The following is a 20850-nucleotide window of genomic DNA, read 5'->3' on the forward strand; positions in this document are numbered from 1 at the left end:
ACTCAGTGGAGAGTGTAGGAGGGCTGGGCGTCTGGGGCGTCCAGTTCGTCATCTTCCCAGTCGATATCGTGGGCAACATTGCCAACCGCCTCAATACCTGCGGCAATCATTGCTTTGGCGACTGACATATCACGGTCTTCCATCATTTCCCGGGCTTCTTCCGAGAAAGAGATTCTTACCAGCGGCGCACTGTCATCATCAATGCGGCGCAGGGCGTAATCACCGTTGGTCAGTTGCACGATTTCAAAAAACGATGGTGACATTAAATAAACCTTCAAGTTAATAAGATCTGAAACTGCCTGCCGCTGAAGTGGCTTACCACTCGCTGTGCTGGTCTTCCAGATCATCGGCAAAATGTTTGACGGCGTTCAGGGTTTTCAGTAACGCCGTAGCGGATCTATCCGGGCCGGCATCGGCGGATACCGCAATGATGTTCTCCGCGCTCACGGTTTTTTTGGTCGCCGGTGGTCGGCTCTGTGAGCGTTCCAGTTGTTCCATGTGGTTCCACCAGCTTCCTGAGCGCTGTTCCAGTTCTCTCAGCCGACCGATTTCATTCGGTTCTGGTCCGATCAGAGCGGCCAGTTCATCCAGAGTTGCAGGTTCTTCCGATTTTCTCTGGTACAGCCTGGCAACCATCACCAGCAATAATTTCCGGGACCGTAGGAGCAACTCGATTGCTCCCTGGATGGCTGCCTCACGGCGCAAGGCCTGTTCCGCCTCATTAGGGGGTTGGCCTTCACCCTCAGCTCCTGCCTGGTCCAGTTGTCCCAGCAAAGTGCGGGCGAGAAAGAGCTTTTGCGAAACCAGTGAGTGCCATTGCGAGGCCATGGAATACCTTCAATCGCCAGCGCGGGTGTAACCCCGGAAAATTAATTGGCCACTATACCATTTCTGGTGGCAAATTTCTTCAACTGTCTGGGCAGGCAGGTTTCACAAGAAAATACAAACATTCACTTGAAACGACCGTTTGAATTTGGCAAAAAGGCGCCCGGCTGTGCGAGTTCTGATCGTTGCGGCTACCCAACAGCATGAACTTCTGGAGGTGTAAGGGATGCGAAGCCACATCGTTGCAGGTGTCGCCCTGGTTTTTCTCGGTTTTTCCGGACAGGCTCTGGCCAAAGTCACGACCGCCGAAGCCGAGCGGTTGGGTGAGGATCTCACTCCGGTTGGAGCCGAGCGGGAGGGCAACCGGTCAGGCAGCATTCCCGAGTGGACCGGAGGCCTTGCTACGCCCCCGGAGGGTTGGCGCAAGGGCCAGGTTGAAATTGATCCATTTCCGGAAGATGAGGCCCTTTTCGTTATAACCTCCGACAATCTTGACCTGTACCGGGATAAGCTGTCGGATGGCCACATTGCCATGCTGGAGAAGTATGGGCCTGACTTTTTCATGCCGGTTTACCAGACCCGGCGCACCGCCGCGTTTCCGGAGCATGTTTACGACAAGTTTCGCGACAATGCCCTCACAGCGGAGCTGCTCGACAATGGTAATGGTGTCCGTGACACCATCATGACCAGCCCGTTCCCGATTCCGAAAGACGGCCTGGAAGTCATCTGGAACCACATCCTGCGTTACCGGGGGGAAGAGATTTCCCTGCGCAGTGCGTCTGCGACGCCGCAGAGGGATGGCTCCTACAATCCGGTGATCAATGATTACGACTACTTTTTTGCTTATAGTCAGAAAGGAGCGGAACTGGCGGAAATCGATAACAAGATTTTCTACCTGAAGACAGACACCATTGCGCCCTCGTCGCTGGCTGGCACCATTACGCTGGTCCACGAAACCCTCGATCAGGTGCGCTCACCGCGTCTGGCCTGGCGTTATGATTCCGGTTCCCGGCGGCTTCGCAGGTCGCCCAACCTGGCCTACGAGACCGACCTTCCGAATTCATCGTCCCTGCGTTCGGTAGACCAGAAAGATATGTACAACGGGGCGCCCAACCAGTACGACTGGGAGCTGAAAGGCAAGCGGGAGCTGTTCGTGCCCTACAACGCCTACAAGCTGCACGGTCCGCAGGTTGAAGCCGATGACGTGATTCGTCCGGGCCACATCAATCAGGAACTGACCCGGTATGAGCTTCATCGGGTATGGGTGGTGGAAGCGAAACGCCGGACCGGGATCAGCCACATCTATGATCGCCGCGTTTTCTACGTGGATGAGGACAGCTGGCAGATTCTGGCCTCCGAGGAATACGATGCGGAGGGAAATTTGTGGCGTGTGTCCGAGGCCCACAACATCAGCTATTACAGTGAGCCGGTTTTCTGGACTACCATGGAGATGACTTACGACCTGAAGGCGGAGCGTTACTACATTGATGGGTTGGATGATGGTTTCCCGGCGTATGATTTCAGCCCCGGGTTCCGGGGCAGTGAGTTTACTGCCTCAGCTGCCCGTCGTGCTGCTCGCCGTTGAATTTCAAGGAGACCGACATGGCAGACCCGCAGACTCACCTCGACCACCTCGACCAGCTGATGGCCGATCTTGGTCGCGCTCTCGCGGACAAAGACTGGGAGGCGATGGCCAGTCTTAACGAGAAGGTGAAGCCGGCCGTCGAGCCACTCATGGCTGCCCTGGAAGCGGGAGAGGTGGAGGCGGAGCCGGTGAGGCTCCGCTTGCAGGAGTTGCAGCAGTTTATTGACGCAGCGGATGAATCTGCCCGCATTGCCCGCAAGGAAGCGGAAGACGGTCTCAAGGGAGTCAACCGGAATCGAAGTGCAGCAAAGGCCTATCAGAACGTCTCCTCGAATCGACCGAAATAGCGTCATAAAATTGACTCTGTCGTCCTTACAGTCTTAAATACCGCACAAATCCCTCAAGAGATCCGGTTGAATGTCTAAAAATAACAAAGTGCTGGTGCTGAGCGAGGACGATTCAAGATTGCGGGACATGGTCACCATTCTTGAGTTCATCGGCGAGGAGCAGGTCCTTGCTGGCGATGACGCCAGGGCACTTTTGAACAGCGGCGACGAGGATAGCCTTTCAGATATCTCGGTCGCGGTGGTGAACGGAGAGGACGCTGGCGCCACCGAGGCCATTACGACTGTCAGCAATGCCGTCAAGGGAGTTCCTTTGCTGGTTGTTGGGCATCCTGAACTGAAGGGCCTGCCCGATGATGCCAGCGGGCGCATTATTGCCCGCATGGAATGGCCGCTGAATTACACCAAGTTTGTTGATTCCCTCTACCGGGCCCAGATTTACCGGGACCAGTTCAGCCGTTCCCGGGAGCGGGGCCAGCAGCGAGGTCTTCAGCTCTTTCGCAGCCTTGTGGGAACCAGCCGTAAGGTCCAGCAGGTACGGCAGTTGATGGAACAGGTGGCCGATAAGGACGTCAGTGTCCTGATTACCGGCGAATCGGGCACCGGCAAGGAGGTGGTTGCCCGCAACCTGCATTATCATTCGTCCCGCCGGGACAAACCGTTTGTGCCGGTTAACTGTGGCGCCATTCCGGCCGAACTGCTGGAAAGCGAACTGTTCGGCCATGAAAAAGGCGCCTTTACCGGTGCAATCACGGCCCGGGTAGGGCGCTTCGAGATGGCGGAGGGCGGTACCCTGTTTCTGGACGAGATCGGCGACATGCCGCTCAACATGCAGGTGAAGATTCTTCGGGTTTTGCAGGAGCGTACCTTCGAGCGGGTGGGTAGCAATCGGACCCAGTCCGCGGATGTTCGGGTAATTGCCGCCACTCACAAGCATCTGGAAGACATGATCGAGTCCGGGGATTTCCGGGAGGATCTCTATTACCGCCTGAATGTGTTCCCCATCGAAATGCCGGCTCTGCGTGATCGGGTGGAAGATATTCCCCTGCTGATCAACGAGCTTATTTCCCGGATGGAAAAAGAGAAGCGCGGTTCGTTGCGGATGAACTCGGCGGCGATCATGAGTCTGTGTCGCCACGATTGGCCCGGTAATGTCCGTGAGCTGGCCAATCTGGTTGAACGCCTGTCGATCATGCACCCCTACGGCGTGATTGGCGTGCAGGAGCTGCCCAAGAAGTTCCGCTATGTTGACGACTACGACGAAAACCGTCCGGTGGAGGACACCGGGATGCCATCCAGCATTCCCGGTCTGGTGGGTCTGGATGCCCCGGCGTTGTTGCCGGTGAACGGCATTGACCTCAAGGACTACCTCTCCAACCTCGAGAAGCAGCTGATCCAACAGGCGCTCGACGAAGCCGGTGGTGTGGTGGCCAGGGCGGCCGAGAAGCTGCGAATCCGTCGCACCACCCTGGTCGAGAAGGTTCGCAAGTACGGGCTCCGGGAAGAGGAATCCGAGGAATCCTGACCGGGAATGTCCGGTTTCTGAAGTTGCTGAAACGGCGTCAAAGGTTCGTAACCTGAGGCGCCGTTTGCATTTCCCGCCGACGTAAAATTGTCATTCCCCTCTTCCGGAATTACCTTTCTTTCTGAAATATATAGAAAAATTCAAGTTGGCACGGTGCTGGCTTAAGAACCTGCAAACGAAGTATCCGAACTATGGGGTCCGAACCGACGGGCCGATCGGGGAGTCAGGTTATGAGTCAGGCACAGTTTGTTCTTCAGTCCGGCGCGGGCAGCGCGAAAGCCAACGCTGCGGCGGATGTAAACGACAAGGTTACGGCCCTGTTTCCAGAGCAGGACGACGCGGCGGTGGATTCCGCCCTGGAATTGTTCAACCGGATGTCGCGACAGATTACTGACTCCTACAGAACCCTTGAATCACGGGTCAACCAGCTTTCCGGCGAGCTGACTCAGGAATCGCTTCAGCGTCAACAGGAGCTTGAAGAGAAAGAGCAACTGGCGGACCGCCTGTCGACCCTTCTGAAAGCATTGCCGGCCGGCGTTGTGGTCCTGGACAGCCAGGGCGTGGTGACGCAGACGAACCCGGCAGCCATTGCGTTGCTGGGAGAACCCCTGGATGGCGCCCGCTGGGTGGATGTCATCCATCGCTGTTTCGCGCCCCGGCGGGACGATGGCCACGAGGTTTCCCTGAAAGACGGTCGCAGGGTCAGCATCGAGATCCGGACCATGGAGAACCAGCCCGGCCAGCTGATTCTGCTGACCGACCTTACTGAAACCCGGCATTTGCAGGCGCAGCTGGCCCACGCCCAGCGTCTGTCTGCCATGGGCAAGATGGTTGCGTCCCTTGCTCACCAGATTCGCACCCCGCTGTCTGCGGCCATTCTCTATGGCGGCCATCTGAGCCAGGAAGACCTGGATGAGGAAATGCGACAGCGCTGTGCCTCGCGTTTGATGTCCCGCCTGACCCATCTGGAGCAACAGGTGCGCGATATGCTGATCTTCGCCCGGGGCGAAACCCGGCTGGCAGAGGAGCTGTCTGCCGGTAAGCTGGTTTCAGCACTGGCCTCGGCTGTCGAAGGGCTGAAGCCTGCTCCCGGCGCACAGGTAAGTCTCGAGAACGACATCTCCAGCGACTGTCGTCTCATGTGTAACCGTGACGCCCTCGTAGGCGCCTGCACCAATCTTGTTAATAACAGCCTTGAAGCCGGTGCGACCCATGTTGTCGTCCGGGTAAAGGAAGAAACCGGCGAACTCGTCATTCGTGTTCTGGATAACGGGCCGGGGTTCGAGTCTTCGGACGCGGGCCGTTTAACAGAAGCTTTTTACACGACCAAATCCCACGGAACAGGGCTTGGTCTTGCGGTGGTACAGGCCGTTATCAAGGCCCATCAGGGGCGGTTCACCATTGAATCGCCGGACCAGGGCGGCGCCATCGCTACTTTGCGTCTACCGCAATTACGTAACAGACACTGATCGGAGGCAACCATGGCCAAGGCCCAGATTCTGATTGTTGAGGATGACCATGACCTGCGGGAAGCGCTGGTAACCACCCTTGAACTGGCAAAATTCCGGGTACGGGAAGCGTCCAATGCTAATGAGGCGCTCGAGAGACTGGCAGAGTCCCCGGTGGATATGGTGGTCAGCGATGTCAACATGCCGGGTCTGTCGGGGCACCAGTTGCTGGCCGAGGTCCAACGGTTGTATCCGGGGCTGCCAATGATGCTGATCACGGCCTATGGCCAGATTAGCGATGCGGTGTCGGCCATGCAGGCTGGCGCCATTGATTACCTGGTCAAGCCGTTCGAGCCGCGTTTCCTGGTGGACGCCGTCAGCAAGATCGTCGGCGGCGGGCGCGAAAAAGCCAGCGATGAGCCGGTGGCCGAGGATCCGATCAGCAAGCGCATGTTCCAGCTGGCAACCAAGGTGGCCGGCAGTGATTCGACGGTCATGATCTCCGGGGAAAGCGGAACCGGCAAGGAAGTGCTCGCCCGTTATATCCATCAGCAATCCCCAAGGGCGGATCAGCCCTTCGTGGCTATCAACTGTGCGGCGATTCCCGAAAACATGCTGGAGGCCATCCTGTTCGGGCACGAGAAGGGCGCCTTCACCGGTGCCGTCGCCTCTTCGCCCGGCAAGTTCGAGCAGGCCAACGGTGGCACCATTCTTCTGGACGAGATATCGGAGATGGACCTGGGGCTCCAGTCCAAGCTGTTGCGGGTGTTGCAGGAGCGCGAAGTGGAGCGGGTTGGTGGTCGCAAGACCATCAGTCTGGATGTCCGGGTAGTGGCAACGACCAACCGGGACCTCGCGGATTACGTGCGCGAAGGCAAGTTCCGGGAAGATCTGTACTACCGCCTGACGGTGTTTCCGATGCACTGGCAGCCGCTCCGGGAGCGCCGACTGGACATCATGCCGTTGGCCACGTCGCTGCTTAAAAAACACTGCCGAAAAATGAAGCTGACCGGGATTGCCTTTGCCCAGGACGCGAAAAGCGCGTTGATGAATCATCAGTGGCCGGGCAATGTCCGGGAGCTGGACAACGCAATCCAGCGAGCCCTGGTGCTGCACCAGGGCAATGTTATTCACTCCGGCGACCTGTGCCTGGAGCTGGGTATCACCGGCCGACCGGACATTCGGAGTGTGGAGCCGGCTTCGCCACCTGAATTCGGCGGCACCACAGAGGACGCGGCGGGCATTTCAGACTCCGGAAGTTCCGCCTGCGATCAGCCGCCTCATGGCCAGTTCGATGAGCCTGAAGGCGCAGTTTCGCTGGGGGATGATCTGAGACAGCAGGAATTCCGTATTATTATCCAGACACTCCGGAAAGAGCGTGGGCGTCGCAACAGGGCTGCAGAGCAATTGGGGATCAGTCCCCGAACACTCAGGTACAAGCTGGCCCAGATGCGCGACGCCGGAATCGATCTGGACGCCGAAATGGCCTTGGTCTGACCCCCTGCAAGACGAACTCCTTCATTGGCACCCCTCGGGGTGCCGTTTTTTTATCCGTCGTCAAAAGTCCGTCAGTGATTTCTTGCGCACCAGGCGTTAGATATCTAACTGTATGATATTTAATGTTAAAAACTACTTGGCCTGCCAATTGCTTTATCGGGACTAATAGCACCCCAAGAGCAAATCCGTCCCGGGGAGGGCGGCGCCAGGAGAAAGTTATGGTTCAGCGTGCCGACATCAACAGTGTTTTGTCCGATATCCGGTCCCTGCGTTCCCAGATGATGCAGAACCAGCGGATCGAGCAGGATCAATCGGTTCGTGGCCGCATCGACGGTCCCCGCCAGGTTCAGGAAACCCAGGAAACGCCCAGCTTCAATGACATGCTGAGCAATGCCGTGAACAACGTGAACGACCTCCAGAAAACCGCGGGGGATCTGCGAACCGCATACGATATGGGCGATCCGAACGTGGACATCACGCGCGTGATGATTGCCGCCCAGAAATCCTCTGTCTCCTTCGAAGCGCTGACCCAGGTACGTAACCGGGTGGTTCGGGCCTACGAAGACATTATGAACATGCCGATCTGATAACGGAGCAGAGTCATGGCCAGCGTACCTGCAGAAACCAACGCCTCGAACATGCCGGCGGCCCGCGAGGGTGATGCGTCAGAGAGCCGTAGCGACCTTTTCATGGGGTTCAACCGGCTGAACCTGCTGCGCCAGATCGGCCTGATGGTAGGGCTTGCCGCCAGTGTAGCGTTGGGCCTGGCGGTTGTGCTTTGGGCCCAGGAGCCCAACTACCAGCCGGTGGTGGGCGATCTCTCCTCCTACAACCCCCAGGACGTAACCACCATCCTCGAGAGCAACGGCATCGACTATAAAATGGACCCGCGCACCGGCGCGTTGCTGGTTCCCTCGGATCAGGTCTACAACGCGCGGCTGAAGCTGGCGGCCGAGGGTGTTACAGATCGGCAAACCATGGGCTACGAGCTGCTGGACCAGGAGCGCGGTCTGGGTACGTCCCAATTCATGGAAACCATTTCTTATCGTCGTGGGCTCGAGGGTGAGCTTGCCCGCACCGTTGCCAGTATGCGCGGGGTGCGGAATGCACGGGTGCACCTGGCGATTCCGGAGCGCTCTGTGTTTGTACGCGATGCCCGCGATCCGTCTGCGTCGGTATTTCTCGAAGTCTTTGCTGGCCGCCGGCCGGAACAGGAGCAGATCAGTGCCATTGTGAACCTGGTAGCCGGCAGTGTTCCCATGATGAGCAAGGAACATGTGACCGTTGTCGACCAGAACGGCAATTTGCTGACCGGCAAGGAAAGCCAGACCAATGCCGACCAGATGGCGGACCAGTATGAATATACCGCCAAAGTCGAGGAGCGCCTTACCCGCCGAGTCGCCTCGCTGATTGCACCGATTGTGGGTGATGGTCGCTATCGTGCTGAAGTCTCGGCAGATCTTGATTTTTCCTCGGTGGAACAGGCAGAGGAGCTGTTTAATCCTGAACAACAGGCTGTCCGCAGTGAGCGTGAGCTAACGGAACAGCGTGCCGCAGGGGCCCAGGGCGGTATTCCCGGCGCGCTGGCGAACCAGCCGCCGGCCGATGCCGCTGTTCCGGAGCAGGCTGCCGGTGCTCAAGGCGATGGCGAAGGGGCGGCTCCCCAGCCGGTCAACGTGCGTCGTGAATCCACCCGGAACTACGAGATGGATCGAACGGTGAGCTACCGGCGGCAGGAGCTGGGACGAGTTAAGCGGGTTACTGTCGCTCTGGCGGTGGATGACATGAAAGTGGTCGATCCCCAGACTGGCGAAGTCAGCTACGAGCCCTGGCCGGAGCAGGAACTACAGCGCCTGAGCATGCTGGTGCGGGATGCAGTGGGTTATTCCGCTGCCCGGGGCGACAGTGTTACGGTGATGAATACTGCCTTCGCACCGGAAGAAACGGTTGAATTCGAAGCCCCGGCCTTCTGGGAGCAGCCCTGGTTCTGGGACCTGATGAAGCAGGTACTGGCCGGCCTGGTCATACTGGTTCTGGTGCTTGGGCTGCTGCGTCCCACGCTCAAGAGCCTGTCGGGCGGTGGTCAGCGGGAGCGTGGGCTGGATTCCGGAGATAGCGGCGGCTACGGCGCTCTGGACGACATAGAGGGTGGCGATGAGTTGCGCAAGGCCATGTCCTCCCAGGATGATCTTCTTTTGCCGGGTGCCACGGACGGTTATGATAGGCAGTTGAACGCACTGAAAGGTCTGATTGCCGAAGACCCGGCGCGGGTCGCACAGGTAATGCGCCAATGGGTGAATGTCGATGACTGAGCAAGCCAATCAACAGGGTGGCACTGAGCCAAAGAAGCCCCAGCGGAAAATCCCGAGGGTGGAGCAGGCTGCGATTCTGCTGATGTCACTGGGCGAAGCAGACGCGGCTGAAATCCTCAAGCACATGGGCCCCAAGGAGGTTCAGCGTGTGGGCGTGGCCATGGCCCAGATGAAGGATGTCAGCAAAGACGAAGTCACCTACGTGATGAACCAGTTTGTCGATGCCGTGGGCGGTCAGACCGGTCTGGGTGTGGGCAATGACGAGTACATCCGGACGATGCTCACTCAGGCCCTGGGCGATGATAAGGCATCCAGCCTGATCGACCGTATCCTGATTGGCGGCAATACCACAGGGCTTGATACTCTCAAGTGGATGGAGCCCCGTGCCGTTGGGGACATCATTCGTTACGAACACCCGCAAATCCAGGCCATTGTTATTTCCTACCTCGACCCGGATCAGGCGGCCGAAATTCTTGGCACCCTGGATGAAAAAGTGCGCCTGGACGTCATGATGCGAGTGGCATCACTGGAGAGTATCCAGCCCCAGGCGCTGCAGGAGCTCAACGACATTCTGGAGAAACAGTTCTCCGGCGGTGCCGCCTCCCAGACCAGTCGTATTGGCGGGGTCAAGCGCGCAGCGGACATCATGAACTTCATGGATCGGAGCATTGAAGGCAATCTGATGGATTCCATCAAGGACATGGATCCTGACCTTGCCAGCACCATCGAGGATCTGATGTTCGTGTTCGACAACCTGAAGGAAGTGGACGATCGGGGCATCCAGGCATTGTTGCGGGAAGTGTCCTCGGAAGTCCTGGTGGTGGCTCTGAAGGGCGCCGACGAGGAAGTCCAGAACAAGATCTTCAAGAACATGTCCAAGCGTGCAGCGGAGCTGCTGCAGGATGATCTTGAGGCCAAGGGGCCGGTCAAAGTCAGCGAGGTTGAGTCGGCCCAGAAAGATATTATTACCATCGCACGTCGTATGGCCGAGGCCGGGGAAATCTCCCTCGGCGGCGCTGGCGAAGAAATGATGTGATGAAAGATTCCAGCCGAGATGTAAACCGGATCCCGAAGGAGCAGCTGACCGCCTATGAACGCTGGGAGCTGCCACTGCTGGACGCCCGAGGCAACGAAGTGGCCCGGGAAGAGGAGCGGGAAGTCAAACCCCTGACGGCAGCTGACATAGACGAGATCCGTCAGGCAGCCCGTGAAGACGGCTATAAAGAGGGGCGTGACCAGGGCTACGAGGACGGTCTGAAAGCCGGGAAGGAAGAAGGGCACAGGGAAGGTCTGGAAAGCGGCCTTGAAGAAGGCAGGGAGCAGGGCAGAACCCAGGGCTACGACGACACGCGCAAGGAAATCGATACCAAACTCGACCGTCTCGAACATTTGCTGGGTGAGCTGCTGCTGCCAATAAAACGGCATGAAGACGAACTTGAAACCTCGCTGGTCAATCTGACCACGGTTCTGGCGCGGGCTGTCGTCTACCGTGAACTGACCATCGACTCCTCCCAGATCCGGCATGTGGTTCGCCGCGCCGTCGAAGCGTTACCTTCCACCGCTGAAAACATCCGCATCCACATCAATCCCGAAGATTGCGAGATGGTCCGTGAGGTGACCGCTCGCCTGGATGCCTCCGCCTCGGTCATTGAAGACGCCAGCATTCTGCCCGGTGGCTGCAAGGTGGAAACCCGCCACAGCCTGGTGGATTTCACCGTTGAAAAACGCTTCCAGCGGGCGGTTCAGAGCATGCTGGACCAGCAGTTGAACGACAGCGAGGTCGGAGAAACCGAGGAGCTGGATTCCATGATGGAAGACCTGACGGGTTTCCATCGGGACGTACTGGATTCACGGGATTCCGGCGAACCCGCAGACGACCCGAAGCCGGCTGAAGACGAAGGTGACGGCGATGACCTCGAACCTCGCTGATCGCCTGAACCGTTTTCAGGGCTTTCTGGGCAACGAACCTGAACCTGAGCTCTCCGGCCGATTGACCCGCATGGTCGGCCTCACCCTCGAGTGTGTTGGCTGTCCGATGGTCGTCGGTGACCGTTGCGTGATCTTCGGCCAGAACACCGGCAATGTTGAAGCCGAGGTGGTGGGGTTCGAGGACGACAAGGTTTACCTGATGCCCCTCACGGCGATTGAAGGACTCAAGCCCGGTGCCAGGGTGGTGCCTCTTTCCGCAGCGAGCCGCGTGCCGGTAGGGCCGCAGTTGCTCGGTCGCGTAGTGGATGGCAGTGGCGAGCCCCTGGACGGGAAAGGCCCTCTGCAGGCCGAGGCTCGCGTTGCGCTTACCGGCGACATCATCAATCCCCTGAATCGTGCGCCGGTGCGACAGTCCATGGATGTGGGTATCCGGGCAATTAATGCGCTGATGACCGTCGGTCAGGGGCAGCGCCTCGGTCTGTTTGCCGGCAGTGGCGTGGGCAAGAGTATGCTGCTGGGTATGATGACCCGTTTCACCGATGCCGACATCACCGTCGTCGGCTTGATTGGTGAACGGGGGCGTGAGGTAAAGGAGTTTATCGAAGACATACTGGGCGAGGAGGGCCTTTCCCGCTCGGTAGTGGTTGCAGCGCCGGCTGATGACTCCCCACTGATGCGGCTGCGCGCCGCCATGCTGACCACCCGGATTGCCGAGTACTACCGGGATCAGGGCAAGCGGGTGCTGCTGCTGATGGATTCCCTGACCCGCTATGCGCAGGCCCAGCGGGAAATTGCTCTGGCCGTGGGTGAGCCGCCGGCGACCAAAGGCTACCCGCCTTCGGTGTTTGCCAAGCTGCCCCAGTTGGTGGAGCGAACCGGCAACGGCCGACCCGGGGGCGGCTCAATCACTGCGTTCTATACCGTGCTTACTGAAGGCGACGACCAGCAGGACCCGATTGCCGATGCGGCACGTGCGATTCTGGACGGCCATATCGTGCTGTCCCGTCGGCTTGCCGAAGAGGGACATTATCCGGCCATTGATGTGGAGGCTTCCATCAGCCGGGTGATGCCCCAGGTCACCGAGACCGAACATTTCTCCAGAGCCCAACGGTTCAAACAGGTGTATTCCCGTTATCAGCAGGCCCGGGACCTGATTTCCGTGGGCGCCTATGTGAAGGGCTCGGACCCGGAGACCGATTTTGCCATCACGCACATCGGCAATATGCGGCAGTTTCTGCAGCAGGGGCTGAATGAAAGCGCCCCGTTGAAAGAAAGTGTTGAGCAGTTGCTGGCAGTGGTACCGGAGCGCCGGTCTCCCGAGCGGCGCAAATCGGCAGTTCCGAATCCGGCCTCGGGCGGCGGGGGTGACGCCTGATGCTGCGATCCCGGCGGCTGGAAGTGGTACTTTCCCTTGAAGAGCGAAAGGAGCAGGAAGCTCTGGAGCGTATGGGCGAGGCTCGAAAACTGGCGGAGCAGCAGCGTGAACAGGTGCAGAACCTGAACCGGTATCAACAGGAATACCGGGATCAGATCCGCAACAGCCAGCAGGGTGTGGTGCAGGTGTCGCGTCTCCAGGCCTGGCAGGCCTTTATCGCGCAACTGGATCAGGTGATCCGTCAACAGCAGAAGCAGCTGGAGCAGGCTGAGCAGGTCTTCGAGGCGCGCAAGCAGGAATGGCAACAGGCCTGGGAGCGGCGGCGTGGCATGGAAAAGTACATCGAAACCTGCCGCCAACAGGAGCAGAAAGAGCAGGATCTTCGCGAACAGAAAATCTCGGACGAGGCAGCCGGGCGGGCCTTTAATCGCCGTCGACGCTGAACCTTGCTCCACATCAAGTAAATACGGATGCAAAATCAGTCCACTCAGCTATCCTTACCGAAAGGAAGAACTGGCGGAAACCGCCGGTTTAATGCTGCTCTTGATACCCCGGGAGGTTAAGGAATGCCGATTCAGACGCGCCGCGATGATGACGGTCAGACCCTTGTTATCAGTATCGAGGGGCGGTTTGATTTCAGCACCCATCAGGCGTTCCGGGACGCCTATGAGCACGGCGATCCGGATGTCCGCTACTACATTGTGGACCTGTCGGACACCACCTACCTGGACAGCTCGGCCCTTGGCATGTTGTTGTTGCTCAGGGATTACGCGGGGGGTGACAGCGCCCGCATTGTGATCGAAAACTGCAATAACGATGTACGGCGGATTCTTTCCATCTCCAATTTCGAGCAATTGTTCAACATCCGCTGATACTCGCGGACTGCCGGAGTAGTCATGGATGATCCCGTCGCAGAACACACCAGGCCTCTGAGAATACTCATCGCTGACGATTCGGACAGCGACCGGCTTATCCTCAAAACACTCCTCAAGCGTCTTGGGCACGAGGTTCTGGACGTGGCCAACGGGCTGGATGCAGTTTCATTATTCCGGCAGGAAGCACCGGATCTGGTTCTGCTCGACGCCCTCATGCCGATCATGGACGGGATGGAGGCTGCCCGTGAGATAAAATTTCTGGCTGGCGAGCGGCTGGTTCCGCTGATCTTCCTGACCTCCCTGTCTGAGGCCAGCGCGCTGGCCCGCTGCCTGGAGGCCGGTGGCGATGATTTTCTGAGCAAGCCCTACAACCGGATCATCATCGAAGCCAAGATCAAGGCGTTCAACCGGATGCGGCTCATGCACCAGACCCTGACGGACCAGCGGGATCTGATACGAGAGCGGAATCGACAGCTGACCGAAGAGCAGGAAATTGCCAAGCGGGTATTCGACAACGTTGCCCACTCGGGTTGCCTGGATGCCACCAACATTCGCTATCACGCCTCGCCCCAGTCCATTTTCAATGGTGATGTGCTGTTCGCCTCGCCACGGCCGGCGGGCGGGGTGTTGATCTTCATGGGGGACTTCACCGGCCATGGTCTGCCTGCTGCCATTGGTGCCATGCCGGTTGCCGAGATCTTCTATGGTATGGCCAACAAAGGCTTTAACGGTCAGGACGTATTGCGGGAGATTAATCAGAAGCTCAAACGTATTCTGCCCACCGGCATGTTCTGCTGTGGCGCCATGGTCGAGGCGGACTTCAAGCTCAACCAGGTGCAGATCTGGAATGGTGGTCTGCCAGACAGCTGGCTGATTCGGGCCTCGGGGGAGCAGGTGGCATTGCCGTCCAGGCATCTGCCACTCGGTATCCTTGCGCCTGACCAGTTCAATGCCGAATTCGAAAGGGTCGGTGCTGCCCCGGGTGATCGGGTGCTGATGATGACCGACGGCTTTCTGGAATCTGCCGACAGCGCCGGCAACGTGTTTGGAGAGCGGGGGGTTACCGGCACGCTGGATCGACTGGATGTGGGCGACCACCCGTTTGACGCCATGATGGCCGCGGTTCACCGGTTTACCGGCAACTTTGAGGATGGCGACGACCTGACGCTTTGCTGTCTGGAAATGATGGACGAGGCGGGTTTTGCTACCCTGCCGGACCGCGCTGCACCGTCTGCTCTGGCAGGGCCGGCGGAATGGCGATGCACCTACGAAATCCGGGAAAGGACCCTCGGCGAGTTCAGTCCCCTGCCTCTGTTGCTCCATATCTGCATGGAAGTGCCGGGCCTGCGAAGGAAAAGCGGCGAAATCTATACCTTGCTGGCGGAACTCTATAACAATGCACTGGAACACGGTGTTCTGGAGCTGCCGTCGGAATGGAAGCACTCACCGGAGGGCTTTGGCCGTTATTATGCCGAGCGCAATCGGCGTCTGGCCAGCGTCGAGGGGCACTACATCCGGTTTACACTGCATCATTCCCTGAAACCGGATGGCGGCCGGCTTCGTGTTGTTTGCGAGGACAGTGGCCAGGGGTTTGATTTCCGGAATCATCCCAGTGTGGCCTCCGGTATTTCCCCAACGACGAGCGGGCGTTATGCAGGGCGGGGCCTGCTGCTCTTGAAACGTCTGGCTGAGACCATCAGGTTTCATGAACAGGGCAATCATGTTGAAATTGTTTATGATTGGCAGTTCGCCCGTACAGCGGAGAATCGAAATGACTGATAAACCACACCTGGACGAGGAGGCACTGGCAGAACTTCGCGACGTCATGGAGGATGAGTTCGAAGTGCTGATACAGACCTATCTGGCAGATTCCCGGGACAGAATCCGGGCGCTACGGGAAGGCCTCAAGGCAGAGGACAGTGACGCATTTGCCAGAACCGCCCACAGTTTCAAGGGCAGTTGCATCAATATCGGGGCTCCCAGGCTTGGTGATCTCTGTCTGAAGGCCGAGGTGGCCGGGAAAGAGTCGCGGCTGGAAGATGCGCCGGATTTGCTGGATGAGATCGACAGGGAATTCGAGCAGGTTATCAAGCGCCTGGACGGATTGCTGGTTCGATAGTTTTTCTTTGCTCTGGCATCACAATTGCTAAGTCTTTCGCATAGAGAGGATTAACCGCCCGAACACTGGCCAGGTCCGGCAAGGTGAGGGCGACAATGCGATAAAAGCGGCAAGAGGTTGCCATGGCCCAGATGGTTCTCCCCCAAACCCCCGCGCCGGGGACTCAGCAAGATCCCGGCCCGTCAAAATCCGGAAACAGCCGGGACCCGGCTGACAGAAAAAGCGATTTTGAATCTGTCTCCCAGGCAGAGAAGAAGCGGCTGGACCGCCAGAAAGCGGATCGCCACGCCGATGCAAAGTCTGCTGATGAATCCCGGTCTGCCCGCGACGCGGACTCCGATGCAAAGACAGAAGCCAGCGCCCGCACCGAGGCAAAAGGCGGCGAGAAGGCCGATGCTGTCGCTGATGCCCAGCAGCGGGAATCTGCTGAAACGGCTGTTGCCGCTGAGGGCGAAGCCGAGCCAACAGCGCTGCCACTCACTTTTGTCGAGTTACAGTCCTGGTTGAACCCACAAGCCGGTCGATCCGGCGCGGCGGCCTTGTCTGCGGGAGGGCCGGGTGCAGGCGTCAATGGTGCAAGCGGTTCTGGTCAAACCAATGCCGTTGCCGGGCTGTTCAATGGTGTTCTCTCATCTGCCGCGGGGCAGAACGGGCAGGCCTCTGCGGGTGTTGTAACCGGCGATGCCACATTGACCGATGCTATGAAGGCTTCGGTACTGACCGATACCGGTCGAAACGCGGACTCCGGCTCGCTGATCGGCTCTGGCCGCTTTCAGTCGGCCATGGATCTCGTCTCGCAGCAGGTGGCCAATGGCGCTAATCGGGCGGCCAAACTGGCAGCCGAGAACGCTGCGCCGTTGCGAGGTTATGCCACCTCCATCGACGTGCCGGTCGGCCATGCCGAATGGGGCGACAAGCTGGTCGGCAAGCTGAGCTGGCTGACCGCCCGCAACATGTCGGTTGCAGAAATCCACCTGACACCCCCGGATATGGGCCCCATGGAGGTAAAGGTACGGGTGCAGAATGAGCAGGCGAACATTACCGTGCATTCCGCGAATCCGGTGGTCCGGGACCAACTGGAACTTCACTCCCACCGGCTGAGGGACATGTTGGGTGAGCAGGGGCTGTCTCTGGCCGGCTTCGACGTTTCTGATTCTCCCCGGCAGCAGACCGGCGAACAGGGTACAGGAAGCGGTGATGGCTCAAGTGCAGATTCGGCGTCGCTGGCTGCTGGCGATCAGGACGACGACAACACCGGCTCTGGCAGCCTGGATCTGAGCTGGAAAGGCGAAGTGGATATCTTCGCCTGACACCCTCCGAGTTTCTCCTTCAATCTCTTTTGCCCATCCTTCCCGGCAACGCTAAACTGCTGTTCTGAACGGGAAGGTTGGGCATTCTGGCCCGCCCTTTGCATCCAATCCTGAAAAGTCAGGGAAAAACTCGCTCTCTGACGGATTTCTGGCAAATCAAAGACTATGGCTGAAAATAACGAATCTGAAGCGGCTCCCGCCAAGAAAGGAAAACTGAAGCTGATCATCATGCTGGTCGTGGTGGTGATCCTGGCGATAGTGTTGTCTGTGGTGGGCACTCTTTGGTTCCTTGGTGACGGTTTGCCGGGCATGGGGGATGACGAGGGCGAAGCGGCCGAGACTGCAGAGCAAACCTTTGTACCCAGCAGCTACTACCTGATGGACAAGGCGGTGGTAACCACCGTTCAGGCGGAAGGCCGTCAGCGGTATGCCCAGGTTTATCTGGCGCTCGAGTCTACGGATCAACAGGCACTGGAAGCCGCCAAGTTGCATATGCCCTTGATTCGAAGCCAGTTGGTTACGGTTCTTGGGAGCAGCGATTTCAATGACTTGCAGACACCCGAGGGTCGGAGCAGCCTGGCCGACCGGATGCTGACTACCGTCAATCAGGTGCTGGAGCAGGAAGGCGAGCCCGCTATCAAACGGGTGTTATTCAGAAATTTTGTCGTGCAATAGCGCACGGGCCACGGTACTTCAGGGGCAGGACTACGTATGCAGGACTTGTTGTCACAGGATGAAATCGATGCCCTCCTCCATGGGGTGGATGACGGTGACATTGATACCTATGAAGAAACCGATGATACCGGCATAAAGTCCTACGATCTTGCCAGCCAGGATCGCATCGTCCGGGGCCGGATGCCGACCCTGGAAATGATCAACGAACGGTTTGCCCGCTATACCCGGATCAGTCTTTTCAACCTGATGCGCCGCAACGCGGATGTCTCGACAGGCGGCGTCCAGATCATGAAATTTGGCGAGTACATCCACACCCTCTACGTGCCCACCAGCCTGAACCTGTGCAAGGTCCGCCCCTTGCGCGGCACGTCGCTGTTCGTCCTGGATGCCAAGCTGGTCTTCAAACTGGTGGACAATTTCTTCGGTGGGGAAGGGCGGCACGCCAAGATCGAGGGTCGTGAGTTCACTCCGACCGAGACCCGCATTGTCCAGATGGTGCTGGACCAGGTGTTCCATGACATGAAGGAAGCCTGGCATGCGGTACTCAAGGTGGACTTCGAATACCTGAGCTCCGAGGTCAACCCGGCGATGGCCAACATTGTCAGCCCCAGCGAGGTGGTCGTGGTGAGCACCTTCCACATTGAACTTGATGGTGGCGGCGGTGAACTGCATTTTGCCTTGCCCTATTCCATGATCGAGCCTATCCGCGACGTGCTTGATGCCGGGGTGCAGAGTGATATCGATGATGTTGACGAGCGCTGGGTGAACGCGCTTCAGGAGGACATTAAAGAGGTCAACGTACCGATCAATACCACGGTCTGTCGCCGTCGGATATCGTTGCGGGATATCGCCAAGATGAAAGCCGGCGACATCATCCCGGTGGAGATTCCCGAGTACCTGACAGTTACTGCCAACGGAATTCCGATCTACAAGGCCACGCTGGGGACCCGTGACGGAAAACTGGCACTGCGAATTCATGAACGGGCATCAGTGCCCAAGGTAAAGAAACAATTGAAGGTGGGACGCAATGGCTGACGACGACAAGAAAGACGAGCAGGAACTCAGCGAAGACGAGAAGCTGGCAGCCGAGTGGGAAGCCGCCATGGAAGAGTCTGGTGACGAGGGCGACCGGGAGGACGAGTGGGCCGCTGCGATGGCGGAGGCCGGCGAGACCGGTGAGGCCGACGATGACGTTCAGGCTGCTCCCATGGAGGAATTCGATGCCGGCAGCGAACCCGCCCAGGGCGGTGGCCCGGCTCCGGACATTGACGTCATCCTCGACATACCGGTCACCATTTCCATGGAAGTGGGCAACACCCAGATCCCCATACGGAACCTGCTCCAGCTCAACCAGGGCTCGGTGATCGAGCTTGACCGGCTGGCGGGTGAACCTCTGGATGTGCTGGTAAACGGTACGCTGATTGCCCACGGCGAGGTGGTCATGGTGAACGAGAAGTTCGGTATCCGTCTGACCGATGTGATCAGCCCGGGCGAACGTATCAAGCGGTTGCAGAAGTAACATGTGGTCCAGACTGATTGCCGTACTGCCGCTGCTGGTTATGTCTCCGGCCTTTGCCCAGGAAACCGCAAAGACTGCTGCGTCTGATTCCCCGGTGCGTGCCCCGGATACCGTCGGCACCATTGTCAGTCTGGGCCTGGGCCTGGTGGCGGTGGTTGCCGTCATCTATGGCTGCGCCTGGATCATCCGCCGGATGAACGGCATGACCGGCATGAACAACAACGCCATCAAAGTGGTGTCGGTAATGGCCATCGGTGCTCGCGAGCGTATCGCCCTGATCGAGGTGGGTGGCCAGCAGATCCTGCTGGGGATTACGCCATCGGCGATACGGACATTGCATGTGTTCGACGAGCCGGTTGTCGACGCCGGCAACGCCGGTTCCAGCGATTTTGCCCGGCGCCTGCAGGGCATGATCGGCAAGTCCTGGACCTCCCCGACAAGGAACGACTAGCCCCATGCTTGCGGTAACCATCAAGCGACTGCTTCCATCCCTGATTGTATTGGCCGGCCTGGCCTGGGCACCGCTGGCCCTGGCCCAGGAGCCGTCGGGCATCCCGGGTATACCGGCGTTTACCGTCACGCCCGGAGAAGGCGAGGGCGCGCAGGAATACTCGGTTACCCTGCAGATCCTGGCGCTGATGACAGCGCTCACCTTCCTGCCGGCCATGCTCATGATGATGACGTCATTTACGCGCATCATCGTCGTGTTTGCCATCCTGCGTCAGGCCATCGGCTTGCAGTCCACCCCCTCGAACCAGATTCTCCTGGGGCTGGCCCTGTTTCTCAGCATCTTCATCATGAAGCCGGTGCTGGAAGAGGCCAACCGGGTCGGTTTGCAACCCTATATGCAGGAAGAAGTGACTTCCCTGGAGGCGGTGGAGCTGGCCAGCCAGCCGTTCCGGAAATTCATGCTGGAGCAGACCCGAGAGAGTGACCTGGCGCTGTTCATGCGGATTTCCGACGTGCAGTACGACACCCCCGAGGACGTGTCTTTCTGGATCCTGATGCCGGCATTTGTGACCAGTGAGCTCAAGACCGCATTCCAGATCGGGTTTATCCTGTTCATTCCGTTTCTGATTATCGACATGGTAGTGGCCAGTGTGCTCATGGCCATGGGTATGATGATGCTGTCGCCGATCATCATCTCCCTGCCGTTCAAGATCATGCTCTTTGTACTGGTGGACGGCTGGGCACTGATCATGGGCACCCTCGCTGCCAGTTATGGAATATAGGAGGCCTCATGACTCCGGAAACCGTAATCGACATCCTGCGCGAAGCCCTCTGGATGATTGTCCTCCTTGCGTCGATCATCATCGGCCCGGGGCTGGTTATCGGTCTGGTGGTCAGTACCTTTCAGGCGGCGACGCAGATCAACGAACAGACCCTCAGCTTCCTGCCGCGCCTGTTGGTCACACTAATCGTTATCATCGTCTGGGGCCCCTGGATGCTCACGCAGCTGCTGGACCACGCCAACCGGCTGTTCGGTAACATTCCTTACCTGATCGGCTGACG

At 58.6% G+C, this 20850-nt stretch carries 23 protein-coding genes; 21 read left to right on the forward strand and 2 right to left on the reverse strand.

The annotated features are described in order from the left end of the window. Positions 1-2 precede the first annotated feature (2 nt). Positions 3-263, reverse strand: coding sequence for a hypothetical protein (locus QZ534_RS06615; RefSeq protein ID WP_296932947.1), 261 nt, complete (start codon positions 261-263; stop codon positions 3-5). 52 nt (positions 264-315) lie between these two features. After that, on the reverse strand, positions 316-828 hold the full coding sequence (locus tag QZ534_RS06620) for a DUF6586 family protein (protein WP_296932950.1): 513 nt from the start codon (positions 826-828) through the stop codon (positions 316-318). 223 nt (positions 829-1051) lie between these two features. Here QZ534_RS06620 and QZ534_RS06625 point away from each other — a divergent pair, with 223 nt between their 5' ends. The 21 genes from QZ534_RS06625 to fliQ all read left to right on the forward strand — a co-directional run bounded on the left by QZ534_RS06625 (position 1052) and on the right by fliQ (position 20848). Continuing rightward, positions 1052-2410: a DUF1329 domain-containing protein gene (locus QZ534_RS06625; RefSeq protein WP_296932952.1), complete on the forward strand. Its 1359-nt coding sequence runs from the start codon at positions 1052-1054 to the stop codon at positions 2408-2410. Between the two features lie 17 nt (positions 2411-2427). Then, positions 2428-2757 carry an SOS cell division inhibitor gene (locus QZ534_RS06630; protein ID WP_296932955.1) on the forward strand — a complete coding sequence of 110 codons (330 nt, stop codon included), beginning with the start codon at positions 2428-2430 and terminating at the stop codon, positions 2755-2757. Between the two features lie 70 nt (positions 2758-2827). Further along, complete coding sequence (locus QZ534_RS06635; RefSeq protein ID WP_296932957.1) at positions 2828-4279, forward strand: sigma-54 dependent transcriptional regulator; 1452 nt, start codon at positions 2828-2830, stop codon at positions 4277-4279. 230 nt (positions 4280-4509) lie between these two features. Further along, positions 4510-5748: an ATP-binding protein gene (locus tag QZ534_RS06640; RefSeq protein WP_296932960.1), complete on the forward strand. Its 1239-nt coding sequence runs from the start codon at positions 4510-4512 to the stop codon at positions 5746-5748. Between the two features lie 12 nt (positions 5749-5760). Beyond that, the gene (locus QZ534_RS06645) at positions 5761-7224 is read left to right on the forward strand and encodes a sigma-54 dependent transcriptional regulator (RefSeq protein ID WP_296932964.1); all 1464 of its coding nucleotides are present in this window, start codon (positions 5761-5763) and stop codon (positions 7222-7224) included. A 218-nt stretch (positions 7225-7442) separates the two neighbouring features. After that, a complete protein-coding gene (gene fliE / locus QZ534_RS06650) occupies positions 7443-7811 on the forward strand; it encodes a flagellar hook-basal body complex protein FliE (RefSeq protein WP_296932967.1) in 369 nt (122 codons plus the stop codon). 15 nt (positions 7812-7826) lie between these two features. Further along, positions 7827-9536 carry a flagellar basal-body MS-ring/collar protein FliF gene (gene fliF, locus QZ534_RS06655; protein ID WP_296932969.1) on the forward strand — a complete coding sequence of 570 codons (1710 nt, stop codon included), beginning with the start codon at positions 7827-7829 and terminating at the stop codon, positions 9534-9536. Then, positions 9529-10572, forward strand: coding sequence for a flagellar motor switch protein FliG (fliG, locus tag QZ534_RS06660; RefSeq protein ID WP_296932970.1), 1044 nt, complete (start codon positions 9529-9531; stop codon positions 10570-10572). Before fliF ends, fliG begins: the two co-directional genes overlap by 8 nt. Next, on the forward strand, positions 10572-11465 hold the full coding sequence (locus QZ534_RS06665; RefSeq protein ID WP_296932972.1) for a flagellar assembly protein FliH: 894 nt from the start codon (positions 10572-10574) through the stop codon (positions 11463-11465). Before fliG ends, QZ534_RS06665 begins: the two co-directional genes overlap by 1 nt. Then, positions 11446-12840, forward strand: a complete 1395-nt coding sequence (gene fliI / locus QZ534_RS06670; RefSeq protein ID WP_296932974.1) for a flagellar protein export ATPase FliI — start codon at positions 11446-11448, stop codon at positions 12838-12840. The genes QZ534_RS06665 and fliI overlap by 20 nt, the downstream gene beginning before the upstream one ends. Beyond that, on the forward strand, positions 12840-13283 hold the full coding sequence (gene fliJ / locus QZ534_RS06675) for a flagellar export protein FliJ (RefSeq protein ID WP_296932975.1): 444 nt from the start codon (positions 12840-12842) through the stop codon (positions 13281-13283). Before fliI ends, fliJ begins: the two co-directional genes overlap by 1 nt. Before the next feature lie 123 nt (positions 13284-13406). Continuing rightward, positions 13407-13712, forward strand: coding sequence for an STAS domain-containing protein (locus QZ534_RS06680; protein WP_296932977.1), 306 nt, complete (start codon positions 13407-13409; stop codon positions 13710-13712). A gap of 24 nt (positions 13713-13736) precedes the next feature. Continuing rightward, entirely contained in the window at positions 13737-15494 is a 1758-nt protein-coding gene (locus QZ534_RS06685; RefSeq protein ID WP_296932979.1) for a PP2C family protein-serine/threonine phosphatase, read from the forward strand. Further along, positions 15487-15834, forward strand: a complete 348-nt coding sequence (locus QZ534_RS06690; protein ID WP_296932982.1) for an Hpt domain-containing protein — start codon at positions 15487-15489, stop codon at positions 15832-15834. Before QZ534_RS06685 ends, QZ534_RS06690 begins: the two co-directional genes overlap by 8 nt. A 122-nt stretch (positions 15835-15956) precedes the next feature. Next, positions 15957-17144 carry a flagellar hook-length control protein FliK gene (locus QZ534_RS06695; RefSeq protein ID WP_296932985.1) on the forward strand — a complete coding sequence of 396 codons (1188 nt, stop codon included), beginning with the start codon at positions 15957-15959 and terminating at the stop codon, positions 17142-17144. Positions 17145-17309: 165 nt separating this feature from the next. Then, complete coding sequence (locus tag QZ534_RS06700; protein WP_296932987.1) at positions 17310-17819, forward strand: flagellar basal body-associated FliL family protein; 510 nt, start codon at positions 17310-17312, stop codon at positions 17817-17819. 36 nt (positions 17820-17855) lie between these two features. Beyond that, complete coding sequence (gene fliM, locus QZ534_RS06705) at positions 17856-18854, forward strand: flagellar motor switch protein FliM (RefSeq protein WP_296932989.1); 999 nt, start codon at positions 17856-17858, stop codon at positions 18852-18854. Further along, complete coding sequence (gene fliN, locus QZ534_RS06710) at positions 18847-19338, forward strand: flagellar motor switch protein FliN (RefSeq protein ID WP_296932990.1); 492 nt, start codon at positions 18847-18849, stop codon at positions 19336-19338. The genes fliM and fliN overlap by 8 nt, the downstream gene beginning before the upstream one ends. 1 nt (position 19339) lies before the next feature. Further along, entirely contained in the window at positions 19340-19789 is a 450-nt protein-coding gene (gene fliO, locus QZ534_RS06715; protein ID WP_296932992.1) for a flagellar biosynthetic protein FliO, read from the forward strand. A 4-nt stretch (positions 19790-19793) separates the two neighbouring features. After that, a complete protein-coding gene (fliP, locus tag QZ534_RS06720; RefSeq protein ID WP_296932994.1) occupies positions 19794-20570 on the forward strand; it encodes a flagellar type III secretion system pore protein FliP in 777 nt (258 codons plus the stop codon). Between the two features lie 8 nt (positions 20571-20578). Next, positions 20579-20848 carry a flagellar biosynthesis protein FliQ gene (gene fliQ, locus QZ534_RS06725; RefSeq protein WP_008173075.1) on the forward strand — a complete coding sequence of 90 codons (270 nt, stop codon included), beginning with the start codon at positions 20579-20581 and terminating at the stop codon, positions 20846-20848. Positions 20849-20850: the final 2 nt, after the last annotated feature.

Origin of the sequence: uncultured Marinobacter sp. (assembly GCF_913055835.1) — a bacterium.
Classification (GTDB): domain Bacteria; phylum Pseudomonadota; class Gammaproteobacteria; order Pseudomonadales; family Oleiphilaceae; genus Marinobacter.

Bases quoted from the DNA above. Each gene is read 5' to 3' on its own strand.
- QZ534_RS06620 (WP_296932950.1), bottom strand. From the start codon at position 828: ATGGCCTCGCAATGGCACTCACTGGTTTCGCAAAAGCTCTTTCTCGCC.
- QZ534_RS06645 (WP_296932964.1), top strand. From the start codon at position 5,761: ATGGCCAAGGCCCAGATTCTGATTGTTGAGGATGACCATGACCTGCGG.
- QZ534_RS06700 (WP_296932987.1), top strand. From the start codon at position 17,310: ATGGCTGAAAATAACGAATCTGAAGCGGCTCCCGCCAAGAAAGGAAAA.
- fliO (WP_296932992.1), top strand. From the start codon at position 19,340: ATGTGGTCCAGACTGATTGCCGTACTGCCGCTGCTGGTTATGTCTCCG.
- QZ534_RS06635 (WP_296932957.1), top strand. From the start codon at position 2,828: ATGTCTAAAAATAACAAAGTGCTGGTGCTGAGCGAGGACGATTCAAGA.
- QZ534_RS06665 (WP_296932972.1), top strand. From the start codon at position 10,572: ATGAAAGATTCCAGCCGAGATGTAAACCGGATCCCGAAGGAGCAGCTG.
- fliM (WP_296932989.1), top strand. From the start codon at position 17,856: ATGCAGGACTTGTTGTCACAGGATGAAATCGATGCCCTCCTCCATGGG.
- fliI (WP_296932974.1), top strand. From the start codon at position 11,446: ATGACCTCGAACCTCGCTGATCGCCTGAACCGTTTTCAGGGCTTTCTG.
- QZ534_RS06690 (WP_296932982.1), top strand. From the start codon at position 15,487: ATGACTGATAAACCACACCTGGACGAGGAGGCACTGGCAGAACTTCGC.
- QZ534_RS06630 (WP_296932955.1), top strand. From the start codon at position 2,428: ATGGCAGACCCGCAGACTCACCTCGACCACCTCGACCAGCTGATGGCC.
- QZ534_RS06615 (WP_296932947.1), bottom strand. From the start codon at position 263: ATGTCACCATCGTTTTTTGAAATCGTGCAACTGACCAACGGTGATTAC.
- QZ534_RS06685 (WP_296932979.1), top strand. From the start codon at position 13,737: ATGGATGATCCCGTCGCAGAACACACCAGGCCTCTGAGAATACTCATC.
- fliJ (WP_296932975.1), top strand. From the start codon at position 12,840: ATGCTGCGATCCCGGCGGCTGGAAGTGGTACTTTCCCTTGAAGAGCGA.
- fliN (WP_296932990.1), top strand. From the start codon at position 18,847: ATGGCTGACGACGACAAGAAAGACGAGCAGGAACTCAGCGAAGACGAG.
- fliP (WP_296932994.1), top strand. From the start codon at position 19,794: ATGCTTGCGGTAACCATCAAGCGACTGCTTCCATCCCTGATTGTATTG.
- fliF (WP_296932969.1), top strand. From the start codon at position 7,827: ATGGCCAGCGTACCTGCAGAAACCAACGCCTCGAACATGCCGGCGGCC.
- QZ534_RS06680 (WP_296932977.1), top strand. From the start codon at position 13,407: ATGCCGATTCAGACGCGCCGCGATGATGACGGTCAGACCCTTGTTATC.
- QZ534_RS06640 (WP_296932960.1), top strand. From the start codon at position 4,510: ATGAGTCAGGCACAGTTTGTTCTTCAGTCCGGCGCGGGCAGCGCGAAA.
- QZ534_RS06625 (WP_296932952.1), top strand. From the start codon at position 1,052: ATGCGAAGCCACATCGTTGCAGGTGTCGCCCTGGTTTTTCTCGGTTTT.
- fliE (WP_296932967.1), top strand. From the start codon at position 7,443: ATGGTTCAGCGTGCCGACATCAACAGTGTTTTGTCCGATATCCGGTCC.
- QZ534_RS06695 (WP_296932985.1), top strand. From the start codon at position 15,957: ATGGCCCAGATGGTTCTCCCCCAAACCCCCGCGCCGGGGACTCAGCAA.
- fliQ (WP_008173075.1), top strand. From the start codon at position 20,579: ATGACTCCGGAAACCGTAATCGACATCCTGCGCGAAGCCCTCTGGATG.
- fliG (WP_296932970.1), top strand. From the start codon at position 9,529: ATGACTGAGCAAGCCAATCAACAGGGTGGCACTGAGCCAAAGAAGCCC.